Source organism: Pseudaeromonas pectinilytica, assembly GCF_054780855.1.
Genome location: NZ_BAAGVN010000013.1, coordinates 73305 through 91383, shown reverse-complemented (window position 1 = coordinate 91383; position 18079 = coordinate 73305). Strand labels below are relative to the sequence as shown.

General features: G+C 50.7%; 17 protein-coding genes and 1 pseudogene. 15 read left to right on the top strand and 3 right to left on the bottom strand.

The window, feature by feature from the left end; genetic code table 11:
• Window positions 1–147 precede the first annotated feature (147 nt).
• The 6 genes from ACYVG7_RS01445 (at window position 148) to ACYVG7_RS01420 (ending at window position 3305) form a co-directional block, all read left to right on the top strand.
• Window positions 148–819: a hypothetical protein gene (locus ACYVG7_RS01445; protein WP_460881472.1), complete on the top strand. Its 672-nt coding sequence runs from the start codon at window positions 148–150 to the stop codon at window positions 817–819.
• Window positions 820–919: 100 nt separating this feature from the next.
• A complete protein-coding gene (locus tag ACYVG7_RS01440) occupies window positions 920–1204 on the top strand; it encodes a hypothetical protein (RefSeq protein ID WP_080689278.1) in 285 nt (94 codons plus the stop codon).
• Between the two features lie 91 nt (window positions 1205–1295).
• Window positions 1296–1709, top strand: coding sequence for a DUF3465 domain-containing protein (locus tag ACYVG7_RS01435; RefSeq protein ID WP_460881471.1), 414 nt, complete (start codon window positions 1296–1298; stop codon window positions 1707–1709).
• A gap of 119 nt (window positions 1710–1828) precedes the next feature.
• On the top strand, window positions 1829–2299 hold the full coding sequence (locus ACYVG7_RS01430; RefSeq protein WP_460881470.1) for a hypothetical protein: 471 nt from the start codon (window positions 1829–1831) through the stop codon (window positions 2297–2299).
• Between the two features lie 141 nt (window positions 2300–2440).
• Window positions 2441–2782 carry a hypothetical protein gene (locus ACYVG7_RS01425; protein WP_460881469.1) on the top strand — a complete coding sequence of 114 codons (342 nt, stop codon included), beginning with the start codon at window positions 2441–2443 and terminating at the stop codon, window positions 2780–2782.
• Window positions 2783–2990: 208 nt separating this feature from the next.
• A complete protein-coding gene (locus tag ACYVG7_RS01420; protein ID WP_460881468.1) occupies window positions 2991–3305 on the top strand; it encodes a hypothetical protein in 315 nt (104 codons plus the stop codon).
• A 211-nt stretch (window positions 3306–3516) separates the two neighbouring features.
• On the opposite strand, the gene ACYVG7_RS01415 is transcribed toward ACYVG7_RS01420, so the two are convergent.
• Window positions 3517–4614, bottom strand: a complete 1098-nt coding sequence (locus tag ACYVG7_RS01415) for an ISAs1 family transposase (protein WP_460881467.1) — start codon at window positions 4612–4614, stop codon at window positions 3517–3519.
• A gap of 138 nt (window positions 4615–4752) precedes the next feature.
• On the opposite strand from ACYVG7_RS01415, the gene ACYVG7_RS01410 reads away from it, so the two are divergent.
• A complete protein-coding gene (locus ACYVG7_RS01410; protein WP_460881466.1) occupies window positions 4753–5298 on the top strand; it encodes a PA3715 family protein in 546 nt (181 codons plus the stop codon).
• A gap of 11 nt (window positions 5299–5309) precedes the next feature.
• On the opposite strand, the gene ACYVG7_RS01405 is transcribed toward ACYVG7_RS01410, so the two are convergent.
• The gene (locus tag ACYVG7_RS01405; RefSeq protein WP_041204928.1) at window positions 5310–6437 is read right to left on the bottom strand and encodes an ISAs1-like element ISKpn9 family transposase; all 1128 of its coding nucleotides are present in this window, start codon (window positions 6435–6437) and stop codon (window positions 5310–5312) included.
• 502 nt (window positions 6438–6939) lie between these two features.
• Between ACYVG7_RS01405 and ACYVG7_RS01400 the strand changes: the two genes are divergently transcribed.
• From ACYVG7_RS01400 to ACYVG7_RS01390, 3 genes and pseudogenes are all read left to right on the top strand, one after another.
• Window positions 6940–7209, top strand: a complete 270-nt coding sequence (locus ACYVG7_RS01400) for a hypothetical protein (RefSeq protein ID WP_460881465.1) — start codon at window positions 6940–6942, stop codon at window positions 7207–7209.
• A gap of 88 nt (window positions 7210–7297) precedes the next feature.
• Window positions 7298–7654 (top strand): hypothetical protein, encoded by a 357-nt coding sequence (locus ACYVG7_RS01395; protein ID WP_460881464.1) that lies wholly within the window; start codon window positions 7298–7300, stop codon window positions 7652–7654.
• A 119-nt stretch (window positions 7655–7773) separates the two neighbouring features.
• A pseudogene (locus ACYVG7_RS01390) lies at window positions 7774–8018 on the top strand (transposase family protein); the annotation flags it as partial.
• 218 nt (window positions 8019–8236) lie between these two features.
• On the opposite strand, the gene ACYVG7_RS01385 reads toward ACYVG7_RS01390, so the two are convergent.
• A complete protein-coding gene (locus ACYVG7_RS01385; protein WP_460881463.1) occupies window positions 8237–8575 on the bottom strand; it encodes a competence protein CoiA family protein in 339 nt (112 codons plus the stop codon).
• A 160-nt stretch (window positions 8576–8735) separates the two neighbouring features.
• Between ACYVG7_RS01385 and ACYVG7_RS01380 the strand changes: the two genes are divergently transcribed.
• From ACYVG7_RS01380 to ACYVG7_RS01360, 5 genes are all read left to right on the top strand, one after another.
• Window positions 8736–9611: a WYL domain-containing protein gene (locus tag ACYVG7_RS01380; protein WP_460881462.1), complete on the top strand. Its 876-nt coding sequence runs from the start codon at window positions 8736–8738 to the stop codon at window positions 9609–9611.
• A gap of 67 nt (window positions 9612–9678) precedes the next feature.
• A complete protein-coding gene (locus ACYVG7_RS01375; protein WP_460881461.1) occupies window positions 9679–10437 on the top strand; it encodes a hypothetical protein in 759 nt (252 codons plus the stop codon).
• 5 nt (window positions 10438–10442) lie between these two features.
• Window positions 10443–10991, top strand: a complete 549-nt coding sequence (locus tag ACYVG7_RS01370) for a BREX protein BrxB domain-containing protein (RefSeq protein WP_460881460.1) — start codon at window positions 10443–10445, stop codon at window positions 10989–10991.
• Window positions 10992–11002: 11 nt separating this feature from the next.
• On the top strand, window positions 11003–14479 hold the full coding sequence (brxC, locus tag ACYVG7_RS01365; RefSeq protein WP_460881459.1) for a BREX system P-loop protein BrxC: 3477 nt from the start codon (window positions 11003–11005) through the stop codon (window positions 14477–14479).
• Window positions 14480–14623: 144 nt separating this feature from the next.
• Window positions 14624–18070: an Eco57I restriction-modification methylase domain-containing protein gene (locus ACYVG7_RS01360; protein ID WP_460881458.1), complete on the top strand. Its 3447-nt coding sequence runs from the start codon at window positions 14624–14626 to the stop codon at window positions 18068–18070.
• Window positions 18071–18079: the final 9 nt, after the last annotated feature.

Genomic DNA, 18079 nt, shown 5'->3' with positions numbered 1-18079 from the left:
CTGGAACGTCCCGCTGGAGCCCATTGCAAAAAAAGTGGCGCAATACAACGAAGGCAAGTAGGTCGATTTAGCGGCGCTTACACTGGGACGCGCATAAAGCCGCGCGCCCCATAACTAAAATGTTATGCATATTTAAGGAGATAGCTGGTGACCGAAGATAAAATCAAAGAAATTCTTGATATGCTAAATACTTTGAATGAATATTTCCTTTCTCTGCCTGATGATATGTTGCTTGATATTGATCCAAGGGATAATGAATCATTGGAAAGAGGATTGATTTTTATTAAAGAATTCAATGATAGCCTATCGCAATTTGCTAGCGGTTCAAACAGGATTGAGTTGCAGATAAAAAAATATTTTTCTATCAACCCAGAAGAAGATGATGTAGAAAAAGAAATTACGCAAGATAGAAAAAATAAACGTATTATCAAAGAGCTAGATGATTCCATTTCCCATACATTAGATGAAAACTTTACATACAAACGACCGTATGGATTTATTCTTCAAGACTCTGCATATAAAGGGTTGAAAACATGGAAAAATCTCTATTCTCATGTATTGAAAGAACTTAAGGCGTATGATCCTCAACGTTTTTCAAAATTACCAGAAGAAAAGAAATTTATTAGCAAGCGAGGAAATCCTCTTTTTTCAAGGAAGAACGATGAATTAAGAGTAGGTGAAAGATTTGGTCTAGATTTTTATGTAGAAGTGAATTTATCTGCTAATCATATAAAAAACACCATAATCGACTTATTAGGTTATTTTGGAATAAATTACAAAGAGATGAAAATTTATCTCAGGGAAGATAGAGATGCTTAACATACTTAAAAATCAAATGTGCATAACAAGGCGCTCCACCGGACGGCAATTCCGCTGCGCTTCATTGCCGCCGGTGAGCTTGGTTGTTATGTAGGTCATTATGCCCAGAGAAATATCAGAATCGGAAAGAGCTGCGGGAAGGTTAATCTTAGCTATCCAAAAAGAATGGGGGCTTGAATTGGGCGAGCCTGAAGCTGAGCAAAGTGAGTTGGTAATGGGCCGAGCGCACGAATTGCTACAAGCCCGTAATGCGGTTTCTATGCTGAGTGTTCTTGGTTCAAAATCAGTTGCAGAATTTCTAGGCGAAAGCTGGCTGCAATCTCATAAAGGGGTAAAGCCTTCAATTTGTGAATTGGAATCAGCAATGAAAAATGAACGTGCATAACAAATAGTTTAAGTCGTTCGCTTCGCTCACTGGGACGCGCATAAAGCCGCGCGCCCCATAACTAAAATGTTAAGTTATCTAGAGAGTTGGTATGTTAATCAACAAAATCACAATTAGCTTTTTTGTTTTATGTCTAACTGTTTTATCTAGCTATTCAATTTTTGCCGAAGATTCAGAATCAGCCTTATACCAAGCTTATGAAAACCATCAAAGTGGTTTGCAGATTCAAGGTGGCGGGATCGTTATAGAAATACTGCCTGATGATAATGAAGGTTCGCGACATCAGCGTTTCATATTACGCCTTGCAACAGGGCAAACTCTATTGATTGCGCATAATATAGACTTGGCACAGAAAATCGATAATCTCAAATTAGGTGATACAGTCGAGTTCTATGGTGAATACGAATGGAACAGTGAAGGTGGCGTAGTTCATTGGACGCACCATGATCCACAAGGTGGTCATTTAGCTGGTTGGCTCAAATATAACGGCCAGACATATCAGTAAAAACGTTACACATAATGAACAAAGTAAAACTTAACAAATAGTTTAAGTCGTTCGCTTCGCTCACTGGGACGCGCATAAAGCCGCGCGCCCCATAACTAAAATGTTATGTGTAAACATATATGAAAACTCAGTTCCTATATCATCCAGAAAATGATGCATATATTGCATCTGAAATTATCGAGGCTATAAAATTTCATCAATCGCATTCTTTGCAAGGCATGAGAATTGGAGATATTAATGCATTGGGTGACGATCTGTTCGAAGCAATCAAGAACTGTGATGTATTGATATTACTCATAGGCACTACCTTCGAGAAAATTGCACCGATAGTATGGATGAATGCGCTTCAGCATCAAAGGCCAATAGTTGGCATTGATATTCATACTATTCCTGACGAATGGGGTGAAACCAGAAAGAAGGGTGGTGCATTCAATACTGATGGAACCTTTGTGGGTGGTAAGAAGGCCGAGATCTTTAAGATCTATGATCTGCCAAAGGAACAAGATGGTATTTCATACATTAAGAACAATATTGAAATGTGGTGTGAAAAAGCAATTGAGCATGTTAGATCAAACTATGGAATCACATAACCAGTGCATCTTACCGGACTTGGGTAAACTGTCACCTTTTTCGCGCTGCGCTGCAAAAAAGCCGCCAGTTCACCCAAGCCGCAAATGCAGGCGTTATGCGGTAAAAACAGACGGATTGTGAGTCTTTAAAAGGATTTTGTTATGTTTTTGTTTACTCGAATGGGATGGCTTGTTCCAGTTTTATGGTTATCTGCTGTTTGCGTGGCATCTCAAGTTCCAGCCGGTTGGTTTTTTGAAAACATCCCACAGTTATCAGGAGTAGCGGCCATCTTTATTTTGGCTGCAATTCTCTCTACCCCGTTAGTGCTTATTGCAGGTTTGATTTTAAACAAAAACAAAGTGCAACGCACCATAGTAAGATATGGAAAGAAGAAAATAGTAAGCTGGGGCACTCACACTTTCTATTTCCTGCCAATTGAATATTGGGCTTGGCTTATTCCTGTGTTCACCATTTTATCCTGGGCCATTTGTTCATTCGTATGAACTCCCCCCATTAAATTGCCAACGCATATTACTCCGTATCAGCATGTAGCAAAACAAAAAGTGAATAAACTGAAAAACGCATAACCAATAGTTTAAGTCGTTCGCTTCGCTCACTGGGACGCGCCTAAAGCCGCGCGCCCCATAACTAAAATGTTGGGCAGGTGTTCCTGCGGCAGGCTGTCGCACTTAGAATTCAGAAGGTAGAAGAATGGAAGCAAGGTTCTACATTGAAGCGGGGCAGCCTAAAGTCATGATCGACGGAGAGTGGAATGCGCTTTCATTGTTCTTGGAGTCGGACTCTTCCTTTTCTGAAGCTGTAAGGCATATCGAACTAAAAAAGCAGCGGCGATGGATAGGCAACACCTCAGTGCTTCATCTCGTTTCTGGGAGTAAATTTGAAGTTTCTACAGAACTTGATCTAGAGCTAAAGAAAGTAGATATATACCAAAATCAACTACTAGCCTTAATTGGCGCTTGGCGTGAGTTTGAGAAAAAAAGGGAGCCTCATGTCGTCAACGTATAACAATCGCTATTCAGCGGATTTGGGCAGGCGTTGAGCTGCACGTGCTCGTTTGCAGTGTTTTCGGGCCGTCGGCAGGTTTATTTCGCTTGCAGGGTCAAAAGCGTGGTTGTTGGGTTTCGTGGCAAATAGCCAGTGCGGTGTAGCAGCCCAACAAAGTGTTCAAATTCGCCCCTATGGGGCAGGCAGGGCGGGAGCACACTTTGTTGATCTTTTAACCAAAGAATAACTGAGCCCGATAATAGTCATTCCAGCCGGCTCTTTTTAGCTTGTTTCTCTGACTTCGAGCACCACAATTGCTCTGTTTTACGATATTCAATACGAACCGCCGGAATAGCGCCATATTCTCGACCGCATCCTCCATCGCTATCCTGGAGGCATCCTCGTTAAACACCACATCAAGAATGTAATGCTGGCTGTTCTCGATCCGCCAATGCTGACGAATATAGTGCCCGAGCAACTTGTGCTTGGGGGATAACGAGCTGACATAGTAGGAGGTATCTACCGTTCCTTTTCCGTTAGCGCTGCGGTGACGCTCAACGGCTATGAAGCTGCGGATTGTCGGCCATTTCTCCGCCAGATCTGGCAGTAATTTTGCTTTTAATTGAAACACATAGCGTTCTTCCTGGCGGCCATGTCCACTCTCTTTGTGCTCGACGACAATCTTCTCTTTCTGGGCGTCAAACAGTGATTGAAATTGCGATTGAACCGCTTGATACAGCTTCGGTTGATTCTTTTTTACCTGTACCACTACATGAGCCTTCTTCTCGCTGATTTTCTCCAGAGTCTCGCGTTGACAATGCAACGCATCGAGTGTCACAACGGCTCCTTTTAGCTCAAGAATGTCCAGCATCTCTTTGACGGTTTCGATTTCCCCCTTCTTGTTAGGGGTTGCTTTCTGGCTTAACACCAGCCCATTTTCGGTATCGTAGGCTGTGACCAACTGCAGCGCATCCTTGGTATCACCCCGAAAGGAGTTGCGTAGCACCTTGCCGTCAAAGGCAATGATGGGTTTGCCCTGATAAGTGCGCTGTTCATTGACCCAGCACAGCAACGCTTCAAGCAAGGTATCGATGACAATGCAGCGCAGAATGCGGGCAACCGTGTGACGACGGGGGATGCCATTGGCAAAGGGGCGATGCTGACGGAGCCAATCGACTTTTGAATCGCCATAGGTTTCGATGTCATTCCAGCCCTCGGCACCACTCATGATGGCACTGATGACAAGGAACATGACATCAACGAGATCATGTTTACGATTGATATCAGAGCGAGTTTCTTCGACAAGGGTAAGGTGTTCAATCAACGTCATAGCGCAAGCCTCCTGCATGGAGACGCGATTAGATCACTGACGATCTGCCTGTTCAAATTTCATTAACAAAGTGCGATCCCGCCCTGATGGGGCAGGGAAGCTTCCATTGGCGACTGATTCTCCGAAAGGTATATCAACTTGAAAAGTATCAACTTAGCAGTTGCACTGGCCACGTACCTTATTTCAGCAATGGCGTTCACGCAAACACGAGAGGACACATGTGCGCCAGACGATTACGAGGCAGTGAAACAACATCTGAAGATCAACGAATTCGCACCGAGACAGGATGGCGGCAATGTTATTTCTGCCTCCTGCCGAATTTGGCCGTATAAGACCAATCAGCTTCTGGCAACATTCGCCTACGACGAGGGCGTCGAATATGAAAAGCGATTGGAAGTCCTGATTCTTGATAAAAGGACAAAGAACGTGATCAGTAGTTTCCGTAGCGATATTGGTGAAGACGCGGTTACAGAAGTAGGCGAGGACAGCCTCAAACTCGACACTGCACGATATAAGCTAGGCGAAAACGTAAGAGCATTCGGCATCAGATTTACGAGTTCTGCGCGCGGCGCTAGCTGCGGAGAAGGATACTGGGGCAATGAACTTACTCTGTTTGTCCCCGAGGGAAATAACCTACGACCTGTTGCCGCGCTGAATTTGTATCAACAACGGTGGCAGGGCTGACGCATCAGTGTTTATACTTTGAACAACCCCATACATTCGAACAAATATTGTTCATTCAGACAGCAGAGCCTGCGCTTGTTGGCCATGCTTAGATTACGTGATTTGTTTTGCTTCAGCATGTTCAGTATCCACTGCCTGATGACCGCTAAGTTTTCCCCAGCGAAGCCCGCTCTGGCCTGAAGTTGATCCTCTCCGAACGCAATATCTAAAGTCCAGTGCAGCAGATTTTCTACCGACCAGTGCGCTCGGGTTGCCTTCAGCGCTGAGGTGGCATCCAACGCTCGGCTACTTATATAAAATCTCACGAAATCATAGCCTTTGCCATTTTCAATTCGCTCAGCCTGCACGGCTATGATCGTCTTCGCTTTCCACTGCTGGCAAACTGGCATGCTTTCATCAACCATCAGAACCCAACAACGTCGATGCTCTTTTCGCCCATGTTCTGAGTCAAATTGTTCAGTAAAGCCGTGCCCCGAAACATCGGTTTCATTCTTATCCCAATACGCTTGGAACTGTTCTTTTACTTCAGTATTGAGGCTAGGTTGGTTGTCTTTCACTGCAAGCAGGTAATCACCCGACTTTTTGAGGATGGTGTCGGCGATTTTTACCTGTGTACCCATCGCATCAATACTGACTAAACACCCTTTTAATTCAAGAAGTTGGAGTAGCTCAGGTATTGCCGTGATCTCGTTAGATTTGTCAGCGACTTTTTGCTGGCCAACACACATCCCCAGCTCAGTTGACCAGACATTGACCATATGAACAGCGTTGGCACCTCGCCCTTTAGCGGTAGCACGAAGAGCTTTACCATCAACCGCTAGTTGGCCAACCAGCTTATCATCGCCCATGATGTCGCCGATCCACGCTTGAAAAATGGATTTCAGACTGGCGGGAGGCAGAGTGGCAAAAATGCGGTTGAATGTGTCGTGTGATGGAATGCCGCCAGGCAAGCTCAACCAGCGCCGGAACCATGGCTCTCGCTCTTGAGCAAACAAGGTAATCTCGCTCCAAGTATCAAAACCGCACATCATGGCGCAGATGGCCATGAAAACAACCTCTGACAAGATATGCGAGCACTTGGCCTGATTGCGTGGGTCTGGAATTGATTCAAGGTAGTCGAGCAAAGACTTCTGGGCCATAAAAATAAACAGTTAGTTAAGATCTCGACTATTTACAGCTTGGCAACGCAAGGTACAATTAAAATCGTACTTGGCGCCGCTCAACTGATCGATGCTTGATCAACTAGCGCAAAGAATGATCATGCGTCGGCCCTGACAACGGTGGCTTGAAGGTTGCCCGGCAGCGGCATCCCATGCTCTCTGGGAAGACGCCATGCTTACAGTCAGCATGGGCAAAAACAGTACAAATGGTTTTTTCGACTTGGTGGTTACCGCAAAGATCACTGTGAATTCGATTGAGGCATCCACCCGAAACCTTAAAGACCGCACAGAGCGGTACACTTTGCGGTACGACGGCAAGTATTACAAAAAAGGCAAGTCTGTCCCATGGTGGCTTGAGATCTAATCCACTTAGGCTACATGAGTGTTATGCCCAACAAATAGTTTAAGTCGTTCGCTTCGCTCACTGGGACGCGCAAAAAACACGCGCGCCCCATAACTAAAATGTTAGCGGTTATTTAGCATGCACAATGACGCCAAAGGTCGAGAAATACTTGAAGGGTCCATGGTGAGAATCATCGATCCGGATGAGCAATGGTTCAACTATCTAGCTAGTGATGCATATGCAATTCTTCAGGCTGCCTGCAAAGCGCCACTCAAGGTCGCCTATCTCGACGATGACGCAACCGTATCACTAGAGCTGCCGCCCACCCTTGAGTCAGACGGCGACTACGTATCCAACAGCATTACATTAAAAGCTAGCGAGGTGCTTCTAGTTGAAGGCAACCGCTAACAATGCGCTCAACGCTGCTCACTTCGTTCGCCGGATGTCCAAAAGCTACGCTTTTGGCCGCCAGTTAGCTTAATCGTTAGAGGTTAATGTGAAAATTCGCACAATCATTGTCACTCTTAGCCTGCTGCTGGTCGGGAGTAATATCTTTTGGCTATACAGAACGGTCGACTCTGCAGTCACTCGATCATATATGGAACAAGAGCTTTATGAGCTGAACGGCTCTAATACTCAAGCAATTGGCATGCTGAAAGAAGCGCTTGCTGGAAAAACCAAACAAAACGTACAGGCCATGGCAGCTAAATTCACAGACCTGCAACCGTTTGAAAAAGATGGCTGCTTGTGGTTCGGCTGGTATGGGTTCAAATTCTCAAAATCAGAAATATTTGTAGATATAGCTCCGACTCAAGAAAGCCAAAATAAACCAGTCTGCGAACCAGACCTCTAACAAATAGTTTAAGTCGTTCGCTTCGCTCACTGGCAGGGCGGGATCGCACTTTGTTAATGAAATTTGAACAGGCAGATCGTCTGTGATCTAATCGCGTCTCCATGCAGGAGGCACGCGCTATGACGTTGATTGAACACCTTACCCTTGTCGAAGAAACTCGCTCTGAGATCAATCGTAAACATAACCTGGTTGATGTCATGTTCCTTGTCATCAGTGCCATCATGAGTGGTGCCGAGGGCTGGAATGACATCGAAACCTATGGCGATTCAAAGATCGATTGGCTCCTGTTCAAAACAATCAATTACTGGCTAGCCGAAGCAGGCGTCATGATGTCCCAATGCACCTTGGTTGTGGCGTGGTTGACCAGGCAGCAGTTCCCCTGCGGCATTTCCTAGATTAGTTCAGACACGAGAATTTTTAACCAACGAATCAGTTGGGAAGACATAACCCGCTTATACGCACCTTCCCTTGCTTATCGACCCAGATGGTCAGAGAGCCGCATTGTACCAAGACTTGATGGTACTGCTGCCACTTGCTGAACTTGTGTTAGGATTTGCCCATCTGGTGCTCCCAGTAGTAAGCCTAAGAGAACAGATCACCAAACTGCGGGATAGTTCCCTGATTTGAGCAACAACGCCCCTTTCCCCACAAAAAATCCGGCGTACTGATCGACTGGATCTGTCCTAACGTCTCCAGCAGCATTAAGCGAATGCTGGTTTCAAGAGCAAACTCACACAACTCTGCACTGCTATCGTGATGAGCAAAATGGTGCTCGTTAACGTCTCCCTTCCTTGCCTGCAGCCGCGCATCGCAGCTGGGGCAACGACATGCACACGCCAATCCTCTTGGCACATCCTCAATGCTGACGATCTTTCGATCCGCTTCTCTGATCGCAAATGGAATCTTGTTAAATGCCGCCACCACATCCCCCTCGACGCTATTTATTCGCTGGATAAATCAGCAGATAAGAGCCGCATGAGGCAGTTTTATCATCAAGCTCACATTAAGTCATCATTTTGATTGCGTGACTTGTTCGTTATGATAGGTTAAGTCTCTATTGAACATATCTGACCGTAACCGCATGCAGGTTTTAGACGAGCTTCCCTATGCCCAGCGTGAGCGCTTGGCGTATATCGATTTTTGCCTCAACTACTTTGGCTCTATCACCCGTGCTGCGCTGATAGAGCGCTTCGGTATTGGCCCTGCGGCTGCGACCCGTGACTTCGGGGCCTACAAGGAGTTTTGTGCGGGCAACCTGGTGTTGCGTCCTCAAAACAAGGTCTATGAGCGGACGCCTGCATTCAAACCTTTGTTTGACCATGAGCCTACCGCCGCGCTCTCTTGTCTGGCTTTTGGCTTTGGGAATGGCATCACGCAACCCCAGTTGCCGAATGCGCGTTGCCTGGCACCGCAGCAACTGATCCAGCCCAAGACCGAAATATTGTCCGCTCTAATGCGGGCCATTCATCTACAAAAAGCCATCAGTTGCAGCTATGTATCGCTCTCGTCCGGGCGAACGCAACGTGAGCTGGTGCCCCACAGCTTGGCCAATGATGGTCATCGCTGGCATGTCCGGGCCTTTGATCGGCTCCGGCAAGCGTTCCGTGATTTTTCCTGTTCACGCTTTGAAACTGTCTCGCTGTTAAACGATGTTCCGCCGGAAAAAGAGACTCGCGAGTTTGATCATCAGTGGAACCGAATTGTCGATTTGGAGTTGATCCCGCATCCTGCGATTGCCTATCCCGAGGCCATAGCGATGGACTATGGCATGGTCGATGGTCAGCGCTGTGTGCAGATCCGCGCTGCGTTGGCGGGCTATCTGCTCAACTACTGGAATGTGGACTGTTCACCGGAGCACAGCTTGCCAGCTGAGCGTCATCCACTGGCCTTGAACAATCAGGCCACCTTGTATGGCGTTGAGAATCTGGTGCTGGCTCCAGGCTATAAAAATCAATGATCTCTGTAACGAAGCAATTGCACTAGATATGCGACAATGCGTCGGCAAACAAATGAATGAGTAAGAAATGAACGAGCAGTCTTTGTTAATAACGCTTGGCTTTAAATTTGGTAAGAATGGCGCCCATTCTGCCAGAAGCATGATGCTGGCCGAGCTAAGCACCCTGTTGGCCGCTCGCCCCCTCGATGCTACGCGAGCCGATTATCAGCAAGACGTGGAGCAATTTAATCTGCTGCATAAAAGCAGTGACAATGCTCGTAAGCTGACATTCCGCCATCTGGTTGATCTCTACGGTATGTCGCCCGATATCCCGCTGTTTCGCGTGTTTCGCCAGCTTTGGGAGCTCTCCGAAGAGGCGCAGCCGTTGTTGGCGTTGCAGCTGGCCCTGGTGCGAGATCCCCTGTTACGCCTGAGCTGGCCTTTAATTCTGGGGCTACAACCCGGTGAGCCTCTGGCGCGGGAGCAAGTTGAAGCGTGTCTCTCGCAAGAGGATCCCACCCGTTTCAGCCCAGCCTCTTTGAAGTCTTTTGCTCAGAACATCAACGGCAGCTGGACTCAAGCCGGTTTTCTGCAAGGCAAGACCCGGAAGGTTCGTTCCGAGCCCAAGGTCAATTATGTCAACGCGGCGTTTGCACTCTTCCTGGGGCACTGTGAAGGGCTCTCCGGACAAGGTCTGTTCAACACCCCCTGGTTTGCGCTGTTGCAACAAGACAAGGCCGTGGGTTATGAGCTGGCCTACATGGCCTCACTGCATGGGGTGATTACCTATAAGCAGGCTAGCGGTGTGGTTGAAGTCCGCTTTCCTAACTGGTCAATAACGGAGTGATAGCCATGGGCGACCGACTGTCAAAACTCATTCAGCGCTTCACCACCTATATTTCGGTGCCGTGGCGCTCCGTGCTCTCTGCCGAAGAGCGCGCCGTATTCGTGGTCTATCACAAGGAAGACGAGCTCAAGCTCCGGGCGCGGGTCTGTGAATTTGAAATCGCCGCAACCCAGCATGGCCACCGCTGGCAACTGCTGGACATCACCAATGGCTTTGCGCAGTGGATGGGTGAGCAGGACTACAAAGAGGCCTATTTCGACGACCCGGAGCTGCTATTGGCGAACTATGAGTTTTTTGCCGAAGAGCTGGCCCAGCGCCTGCGTGCTGAGATCGATCCAACGCTCGGTAGCAATGACATCGTCGCCATCCTCGGCACCGGTACCCTGTTTGGCTTTGCCTCCGTATCCGATCTCATCAAGACCTTGTCGCCTGCGGTCAAGGGCAAGCTACTGGTGTTTTTCCCCGGGGAGTACCACGACAACAATTTCAGTCTTTTGGACGCCAAAGATGGTTGGGGTTACCACGCCACCGCCATCTGCCACCATAACGAATAAGGACAGAGCACATGCTTAACCGTGAGATTTACGTCAGCGATCCGTTGCAATCCGAACTGGCTAACAACGGGGTTGCCGTGGTCAATGATGACCAAAGCGCCGAGTCGTTTGCCACTCTGCGCTATGAGCTGAAAACCTTCGTCTGTGACGGAGCCTATGAAGATGGCATGCAGAAGATCCTCAATGCCTACCTCAGCAAGCTCGAAGCCAAGGTGGAGCAATCCGGCGTCTGGATCAGTGGTTTCTACGGTTCGGGTAAATCTCACCTGGCTAAGATGTTGCGTACATTCTGGACTAACCAGCGTTTTGCCGATGGCTCCGATGCCCTGGGGCTGGCCGAGCTGCCAACCACCATCCGCGAGCAATTTGCCAAGCTAGAGCAGATCTCCAAAGGCTATCCTGGCCTGCATGCGGCCTCGGGTACCCTGGGGGCGGGGATGAAAGGCGATGTCCGCCTGGCATTCTTGTCCATCATTTTTAAATCCGTTGGCCTGCCGGAGCAGTACCATCTGGCACGGTTTGTCATGTGGTTGAACGCCGAAGGTGTGTTGCCGCAGGTGAAAGAGTACGTGCGCTTGCATGCCAAAGTTGCGGGTGAACAAGACGCCTGGCAAAAAGAGCTGCGCAATATCTATGTCTCGCCCATTCTGGCGGCGGCCTTGTTACAGGTCTTTCCGGATCTGGCGCCGTCGACTGCCGAAGTGAGCAAAGCGCTGCACGCCCAATTCCCCAACGTGGCCACCATTACCAATGATGAGATGGTCGATGCGGTGATGGATGCCCTGGCACGCGATGGTGAACTGCCTTTGACCCTCATCGTGCTGGATGAAGTGCAACAGTTTGTTGGTAGCGATGAAGATCGGGCCCATGTGGTGCAAGAGGTTATCGAAACCTGCTGTAAAGACAGTGCCTTCAAATCCAAGATGCTGTTTGTCGCCACAGGGCAAAGTGCCCTGAGCGATACCCCTAATCTGCAACGCCTGATGGGCCGCTTTGTGGTGAAGGTGCAACTGGCCGATACCGATGTGGATGCGGTCATCCGTAAGGTGATCTTGCAGAAAAAAGAGAGCGCCAAGCCGATGATCGACTCCCTGATCCAGACCAATCTGGGTGAGGTCACGCGCCATCTGCGCGGCTCCAAATTTGAGCATCAACGGGATGATGAGAAGTGGATGGTGGCTGACTATCCGCTGCTGCCGGTGCGCCGTCGCTTCTGGGAACGATTGCTGCCTGCACTGGATAAGACCGGCACCGGCTCACAGCTGCGTAACCAGTTGCGCATTACCCATGAGGCGACACGCTATGGCGCTGAACGCCCGCTGGGCTGTGTTATTCCGGCCGATTTTATCTATGACCAGATCGTCAATGACCTGGTCAACAGCGGCGTGGTGGGGCAGGAGATCTATGCCGAAATCGGCAAGCTCAAAGATGGCTCCCCCGAGCAGGTATTGCAGGGGCGAGTGCTGTCACTGATCTTGATGATCAGCAAACTACCCAGCGAAATTGACTATGGCATTCACGCCACAGCCGAAACCCTGGCCGATCTGCTGATTGAAGATCTGAATACCGAAAAACATGAGCTGCGGCCACGAGTGAATGACGCCCTGCAGGCGTTGGAGCAGGCGTCGCTGATCATGGCCGTGCAGTCGGCGGGCGGCGTGGAATATCGCCTGCAAACCGCTGAAAGCCAGCAGTGGTATGAGATGTTCCGCCAGCAACAGTCCGAGCTGCGTGCCGATCCGGCCCGTCTGGATGGCTTGCGCAACCAGCTGATCCACAATCTGGTGCGTAAGCTGGTCAGTCAGGTGCGCTTAACCCAAGGCAACGTGGCCGAGGGCCGTACCCTGAATGTGGCGTTTGATGATGAGTTGCCCAACGATGCCCAAGAAAAGCTCTATGTCTGGGCACCGGTCTTGTCCGAGAGCCGCCTAAAAGATCTGGCCCGCGCCGACAGCGCCGATAATGGCACCCTCTATCTCTATATCCCATCGGATCGTAAGAGTGCCTTGAATGCAGCGATTGTGGACAAACGCGCTGCCGAGATGACCTTAGAGGTCAAGCAGAATGAAATCAGAACCGAGGCTGGCAAAGAGGCTCGCACTGCAATGCAGTCCAGCCTTCGCAATGCCGAAGCGGAGGTCAAACGCCTGACCGCCGAGATGGAGGCCCTGATGTGGCTGCGTCTCTCTGGTGGCAGTGAGGTGGGCGGTGACACCCTGGCCGATCAGCTGCAAGAAGGGGCCAAAACAGCCTGCATTCGCCTCTATCGCAACTTTGATATGGCCGATCACAAGGGGTGGGCGACTGTCTACCAACGTGCCAGCCGGGAAGGGGGGGAAAATGCCCTCGAAGCGGTGGAGCACCAGGGTGAGGCGGATGCCCATCCAGTTTGCCGTGAGATCAAAAAATTCATCGGCCTGATGAAGACCGGTGCCGAAATCCGTGACCACTTCGGCAAAGCCCCTTATGGCTGGTCACGGGATGCCATCGACGGTGCCTTGTTTGCCATGCTGGCCGCGGGGGTCTTGAAGGCCACCGACAGCAAGTTCAATGCTACCGATGCTCGCAGCCTGGATCGCGCGCAGGTCGGGCAGACCCAGTTCCGTCCTGAAACCGTGACTATCTCCAAGGTGCAACTGCTTAAGGTGCGTGGCCTGATCAATGGCCTGGACGTCTCCTGCAATGGCGGTGAAGAGAGCAGCAAGCTTAACGAGGCATTGCTCAATGCCAAGGCGTTGGCGCGTAAACTCGGTGGCGAACCTCCCTTGCCGGTGCCGCCCTCAACCCAGCTGCTCGATGAGCTGATGGCCCTCTCCGGTAATGATCAACTGCTGGCGGTACACGACAAAAAAGATCAGCTCAGTGCCGACTACGCCAGCTGGAAAGCCCAGCTGGAGCTGGTGGCCGAGCGCAATGAGCAGTGGCGTAATCTGCAAACCCTGATGCACTACTGCCGCGATCTGGCGATCCACAAGGTGCTGGAGCAAGAAATCGCCGCACTTAAGGCGGGCCGCACCCTGCTGGCCAATCCGTCACCGGTCAGCCCCTTGCTCACCCAAGCTCTGGATGCCCTGCGGGATGCCATCATGTCCCACTGCAGCCGTTATGAGCAGTGTTACCACGACTGCTACCGTGATCTGGAAGCCGATCCCAGCTGGATCAAACTCTCCGCCGAGCAGCAAAAGGAATTGCTCGCCAAGCATCGCATCGGCGAGCTGCCAAAACTGCATCTGGGTAGCCAAGAGCAGGTACAGGCCTCGTTGGATAACTGCTCCTGGCAGGGGTGGAATGACCGGATTGCGGCACTGCCATCCTACTTTGATCTGGCCTTAAGCGACGCCGTTAGCCTGCTCAAGCCGAAAACGCGCAATATCTCGGCGCCCAAGACGGTGATTGAAACCGATGAGGATTTAAAAGCGTGGCTCGCCCAAGTGGAGCAGATGGTGCGCGCCGAGCTGGCCCAAGGTAATCCGGTCCGCGTCAGTTAAGTCGACAGACAGGTAGGGCAGCACGCCCTACCTGTTATGCCGCTTACGCGGCCTCTGTGACCGGATCCATTGTAACCGAATCCATGAGGGTACCAGCCGCCGCCCGGCGCAGTGCCTGCACCAACAGATAAAGAGTTCATCGCCATGAGACAAGCCCTGGATAAGACCCTGCGTAGCCAGTTGGAAAACGCCGTCCTCACCGCCCGTGAGATCACCGAAACCGCCTGCCGCGAAGAGATTGAACGCTTAGGCATTGGCGATGCCAGCGTACCGGCCTTTTTAAATGAGGCGCAGCGCAAGCTGCGTAACCGACTGCGCGCCCATGCCCGTCAGTTGGGGGATAAGCTGCATGCCAATGGGGAACAAGAGACCGCCCATCTGCAGGCTGAGATGGCCTATGAGCAGTGGCATCGCATGTTGTTTGCCCGCTTTTTGGAGCAAAACAACCTGTTGATGTACGACGCCCATACCCCGGTGACCCTCGATGAGTGCGCCGAGCTGGCCGATGAAGAGCCCGATTGCGCCAGCGGCTGGGAGTTGGCGGGGCGCCTGGCGGCCAAGATGCTGCCCCAGGTATTTCGTATCGACTCGCCGGTGCTGGAGGTGCGGCTGGCGATCAACCATCAGCGCACCCTCGAAGGGCTGATCAATAGCCTCGCGCCTGCGGTCTTCCAGGCCCAAGACAGCCTGGGCTGGTGTTATCAGTTCTGGCAAACCAAGCGTAAAAAAGAGGTGAACGACTCAGGCGTGCCGATTGGTGCCGATGAACTGAGCCCGGTCACCCAGCTCTTTACCGAACCCTATATGGTCTCATTCCTCTTGGATAACGCCCTGGGTGCTTGGTGGGCCAAGCGCCGGTTAACGCAAGATCACCTGCGCCATGCCAGCAGCGAGCAAGAGCTGCGCGAGCGCGCCGCCATCGACAGCGTGCCGCTCTCTTACCTGCGCTTTGTCAAAGTCAGCGATGCACAAGGCGAGATCTGGCAACCGGCAGGTGGCTGGTATGACGCTTGGCCCTCTGAGATCAGTGAGCTAAAAGCCCTGGATCCGTGCTGCGGTTCGGGCCACTTTTTGGTGGCGCTGTTTCTAATGCTGGTGCCGATGCGTATGCACCTAGAAAGCATCGATGCCCGCACCGCCATTGAGCGGGTACTCTCCCAAAACCTGAATGGCTTGGAGCTGGATGGCCGCTGCATCGAAATTGCCGCCTTTGCTCTGGCGCTGGAAGCCTGGCGCTTCCCCGATGCCGGTGGTTATCGCACTCTGCCTGCTTTGCAGCTGGCTTGCTCCGGCCAAGATGTCGAGGCGGCAAGCCTGGAGTGGCAGCAACTGGCCAAGCAAAACCCGCAGCTGGAGACGGCGCTCAGCTGGCTCAAACGCCAGTTTAAGGACGCACCCGTGTTGGGGAGTCTGATCGATATCCAGCGTGCCCCCTATGAAGGCAAAACCCAAGGTGCCCCGGCCCCCTGGCAGCAACTGCTCGATGCCCAGGCGCAAAGCGACAGTGAGAGCAAAGAGACACAAGTGGCCGCTCAGGGCTTGGCCCTGGCTGCCAAGCTGCTAGCCGGTCGTTACCATCTAGTGGCTACCAATGTGCCCTATTTGGGGCGCGGTAAGCAGTGCGCCGTGCTGCAGGATTTTTGTGAAAACTACTACCCGGAAGCCAAAGCCGATCTGGCCACCGCATTTTTGGAGCGTTGCCTGGACTTTAATCCTCAGGGTGGCAGTTCGACGATTGTGTTGCCACAAAACTGGCTGTTTTTAACCAGCTATAAGAAGTTCCGCGAAAAATTATTAACCGAGCAGAGCTGGAATCTATTAGCTCGTCTTGGCCCACGAGCTTTTGAAACTATTTCCGGAGAGGTGGTGCAGGCGATATTAATTACCCTAAGCAAAGGTGTGGCACCTAAAGAGGCGTTGCTGCGCGGGGTGGATGTGTCTGAGTTTAAAACTGCAGCAGAGAAAGCTGAGTTTGTATCAAAAAATAGACTTGAATGTATACAGCAGTCGGTTCAGTTAAGTAATCCTGATATGAGAATATCATTCAAAGGAATTATGGATGAAGATCTTCTCGAGAATTATGCAAGTAGTATTGAAGGACTGACGACTGGCGACATGCCCCGCTTTGTCCAGCTTTTCTGGGAAAAATATTTTTTCAATGGTGGATGGGTTCCATATATGGGGGGCGTGACAAGCAAATCATTTTTTGGCGGTAGAGAACAGTCATTGAAATGGGATGGCGGTCAGGGTGTGCTGCGTTATTTCCCTACAGCGCATAACTTTCCTAGTGAGTATATGAATGGGCATAAAATACTAGGGAAGAAAGGAATTCGAATTGCTCAAATGGGACAGTTTTCACCAACAATTACCTACGGCGAAGTGTTTGATAAGAATTCGGCGAATTTAGTGGCTCACGAATCAGATGAGCAAATAAATGCTGCGCTTTGGTGTTTTATTGAGGATGATGGTTTTTATAATAAAGTTAAGGATATCGACCAGGCATTGAAAGTAACCAATGCAAGTTTCTTGAAAATTGAGTTTGATAAAAACTACTGGAGCTCAGTTGCAAAGATAAAATATCCGCATGGATTACCAAAACCCTATACCAATGACCCAACTCAATGGATTTTCCATGGCCACCCTTGTGCCTCGGTGATTTGGGATGACACCAGCAAATGGACCAAAGAGGGGCCGGTTCGCTTTGATGACACCGTGCTGCAGGTGGCGGTAGCGCGCCTGCTGGGTTATCAGTGGCCAGCCGAGCTGGACGAGGCGATGGAGCTGGCCGATGAGCAGCGCGAGCTGGTGCGGCAGGCCGCCAAGCTAAATATCTATGCCGATGAAGATGGCATCGTCTGTTTGCCTGCGGTGCGCGGTGAAGCCCCGGCCCATACTCGCTTGGAAAAGCTGCTGGTGGCGGCTTACGAGGATGACTGGAAGGCCGGTGCCCTGGATAAGCTGCTCGCCGCCGTGGGCAGCAAGAGCCTGGATCTCTGGCTGCGCGATAAGTTCTTCGAGCAGCACTGCAAGCTGTTCCAGCACAGACCCTTTATTTGGCATATCTGGGATGGCCTTAAAGACGGCTTTGCCGCCCTGGTTAACTACCACAATCTTGACCGCGCGGGGCTGGAGCGCCTGATCTACACCTACCTTGGCGATTGGATCCGCATTCAGGAGCAGGGCGTCAAAGAGCAGCGTGATGGTGCCGAAGAGCGCCTCACCGCCGCTAAAAACCTGCAACAGCGCCTGGAGGCCATTTTGGCCGGTGAAAAGGGGCTGGATATTTTTGTGCGCTGGAAATCCCCAGCTGAGCAGCCCATCGGTTGGGAGCCGGATCTCAATGATGGCGTGCGCCTGAATATCCGCCCCTTCCTCAAAGCGGCCGATGTTGGTAAAAAAGGCGCCGGTATCCTGCGCTTTAAACCGAATATCAATTGGAACAAGGATCGCGGTAACGATGTGGAATCCGCCCCCTGGTACACCCTAGGCCTGCAATACGGCGAAAAAGAGGGCGCCCGCATCAATGACCACTACCTGTCGCTCGCCAAAAAACGCGAAGCGAGACAACAAGCCGCTGAAACCAAAATCTAAGGATGGATT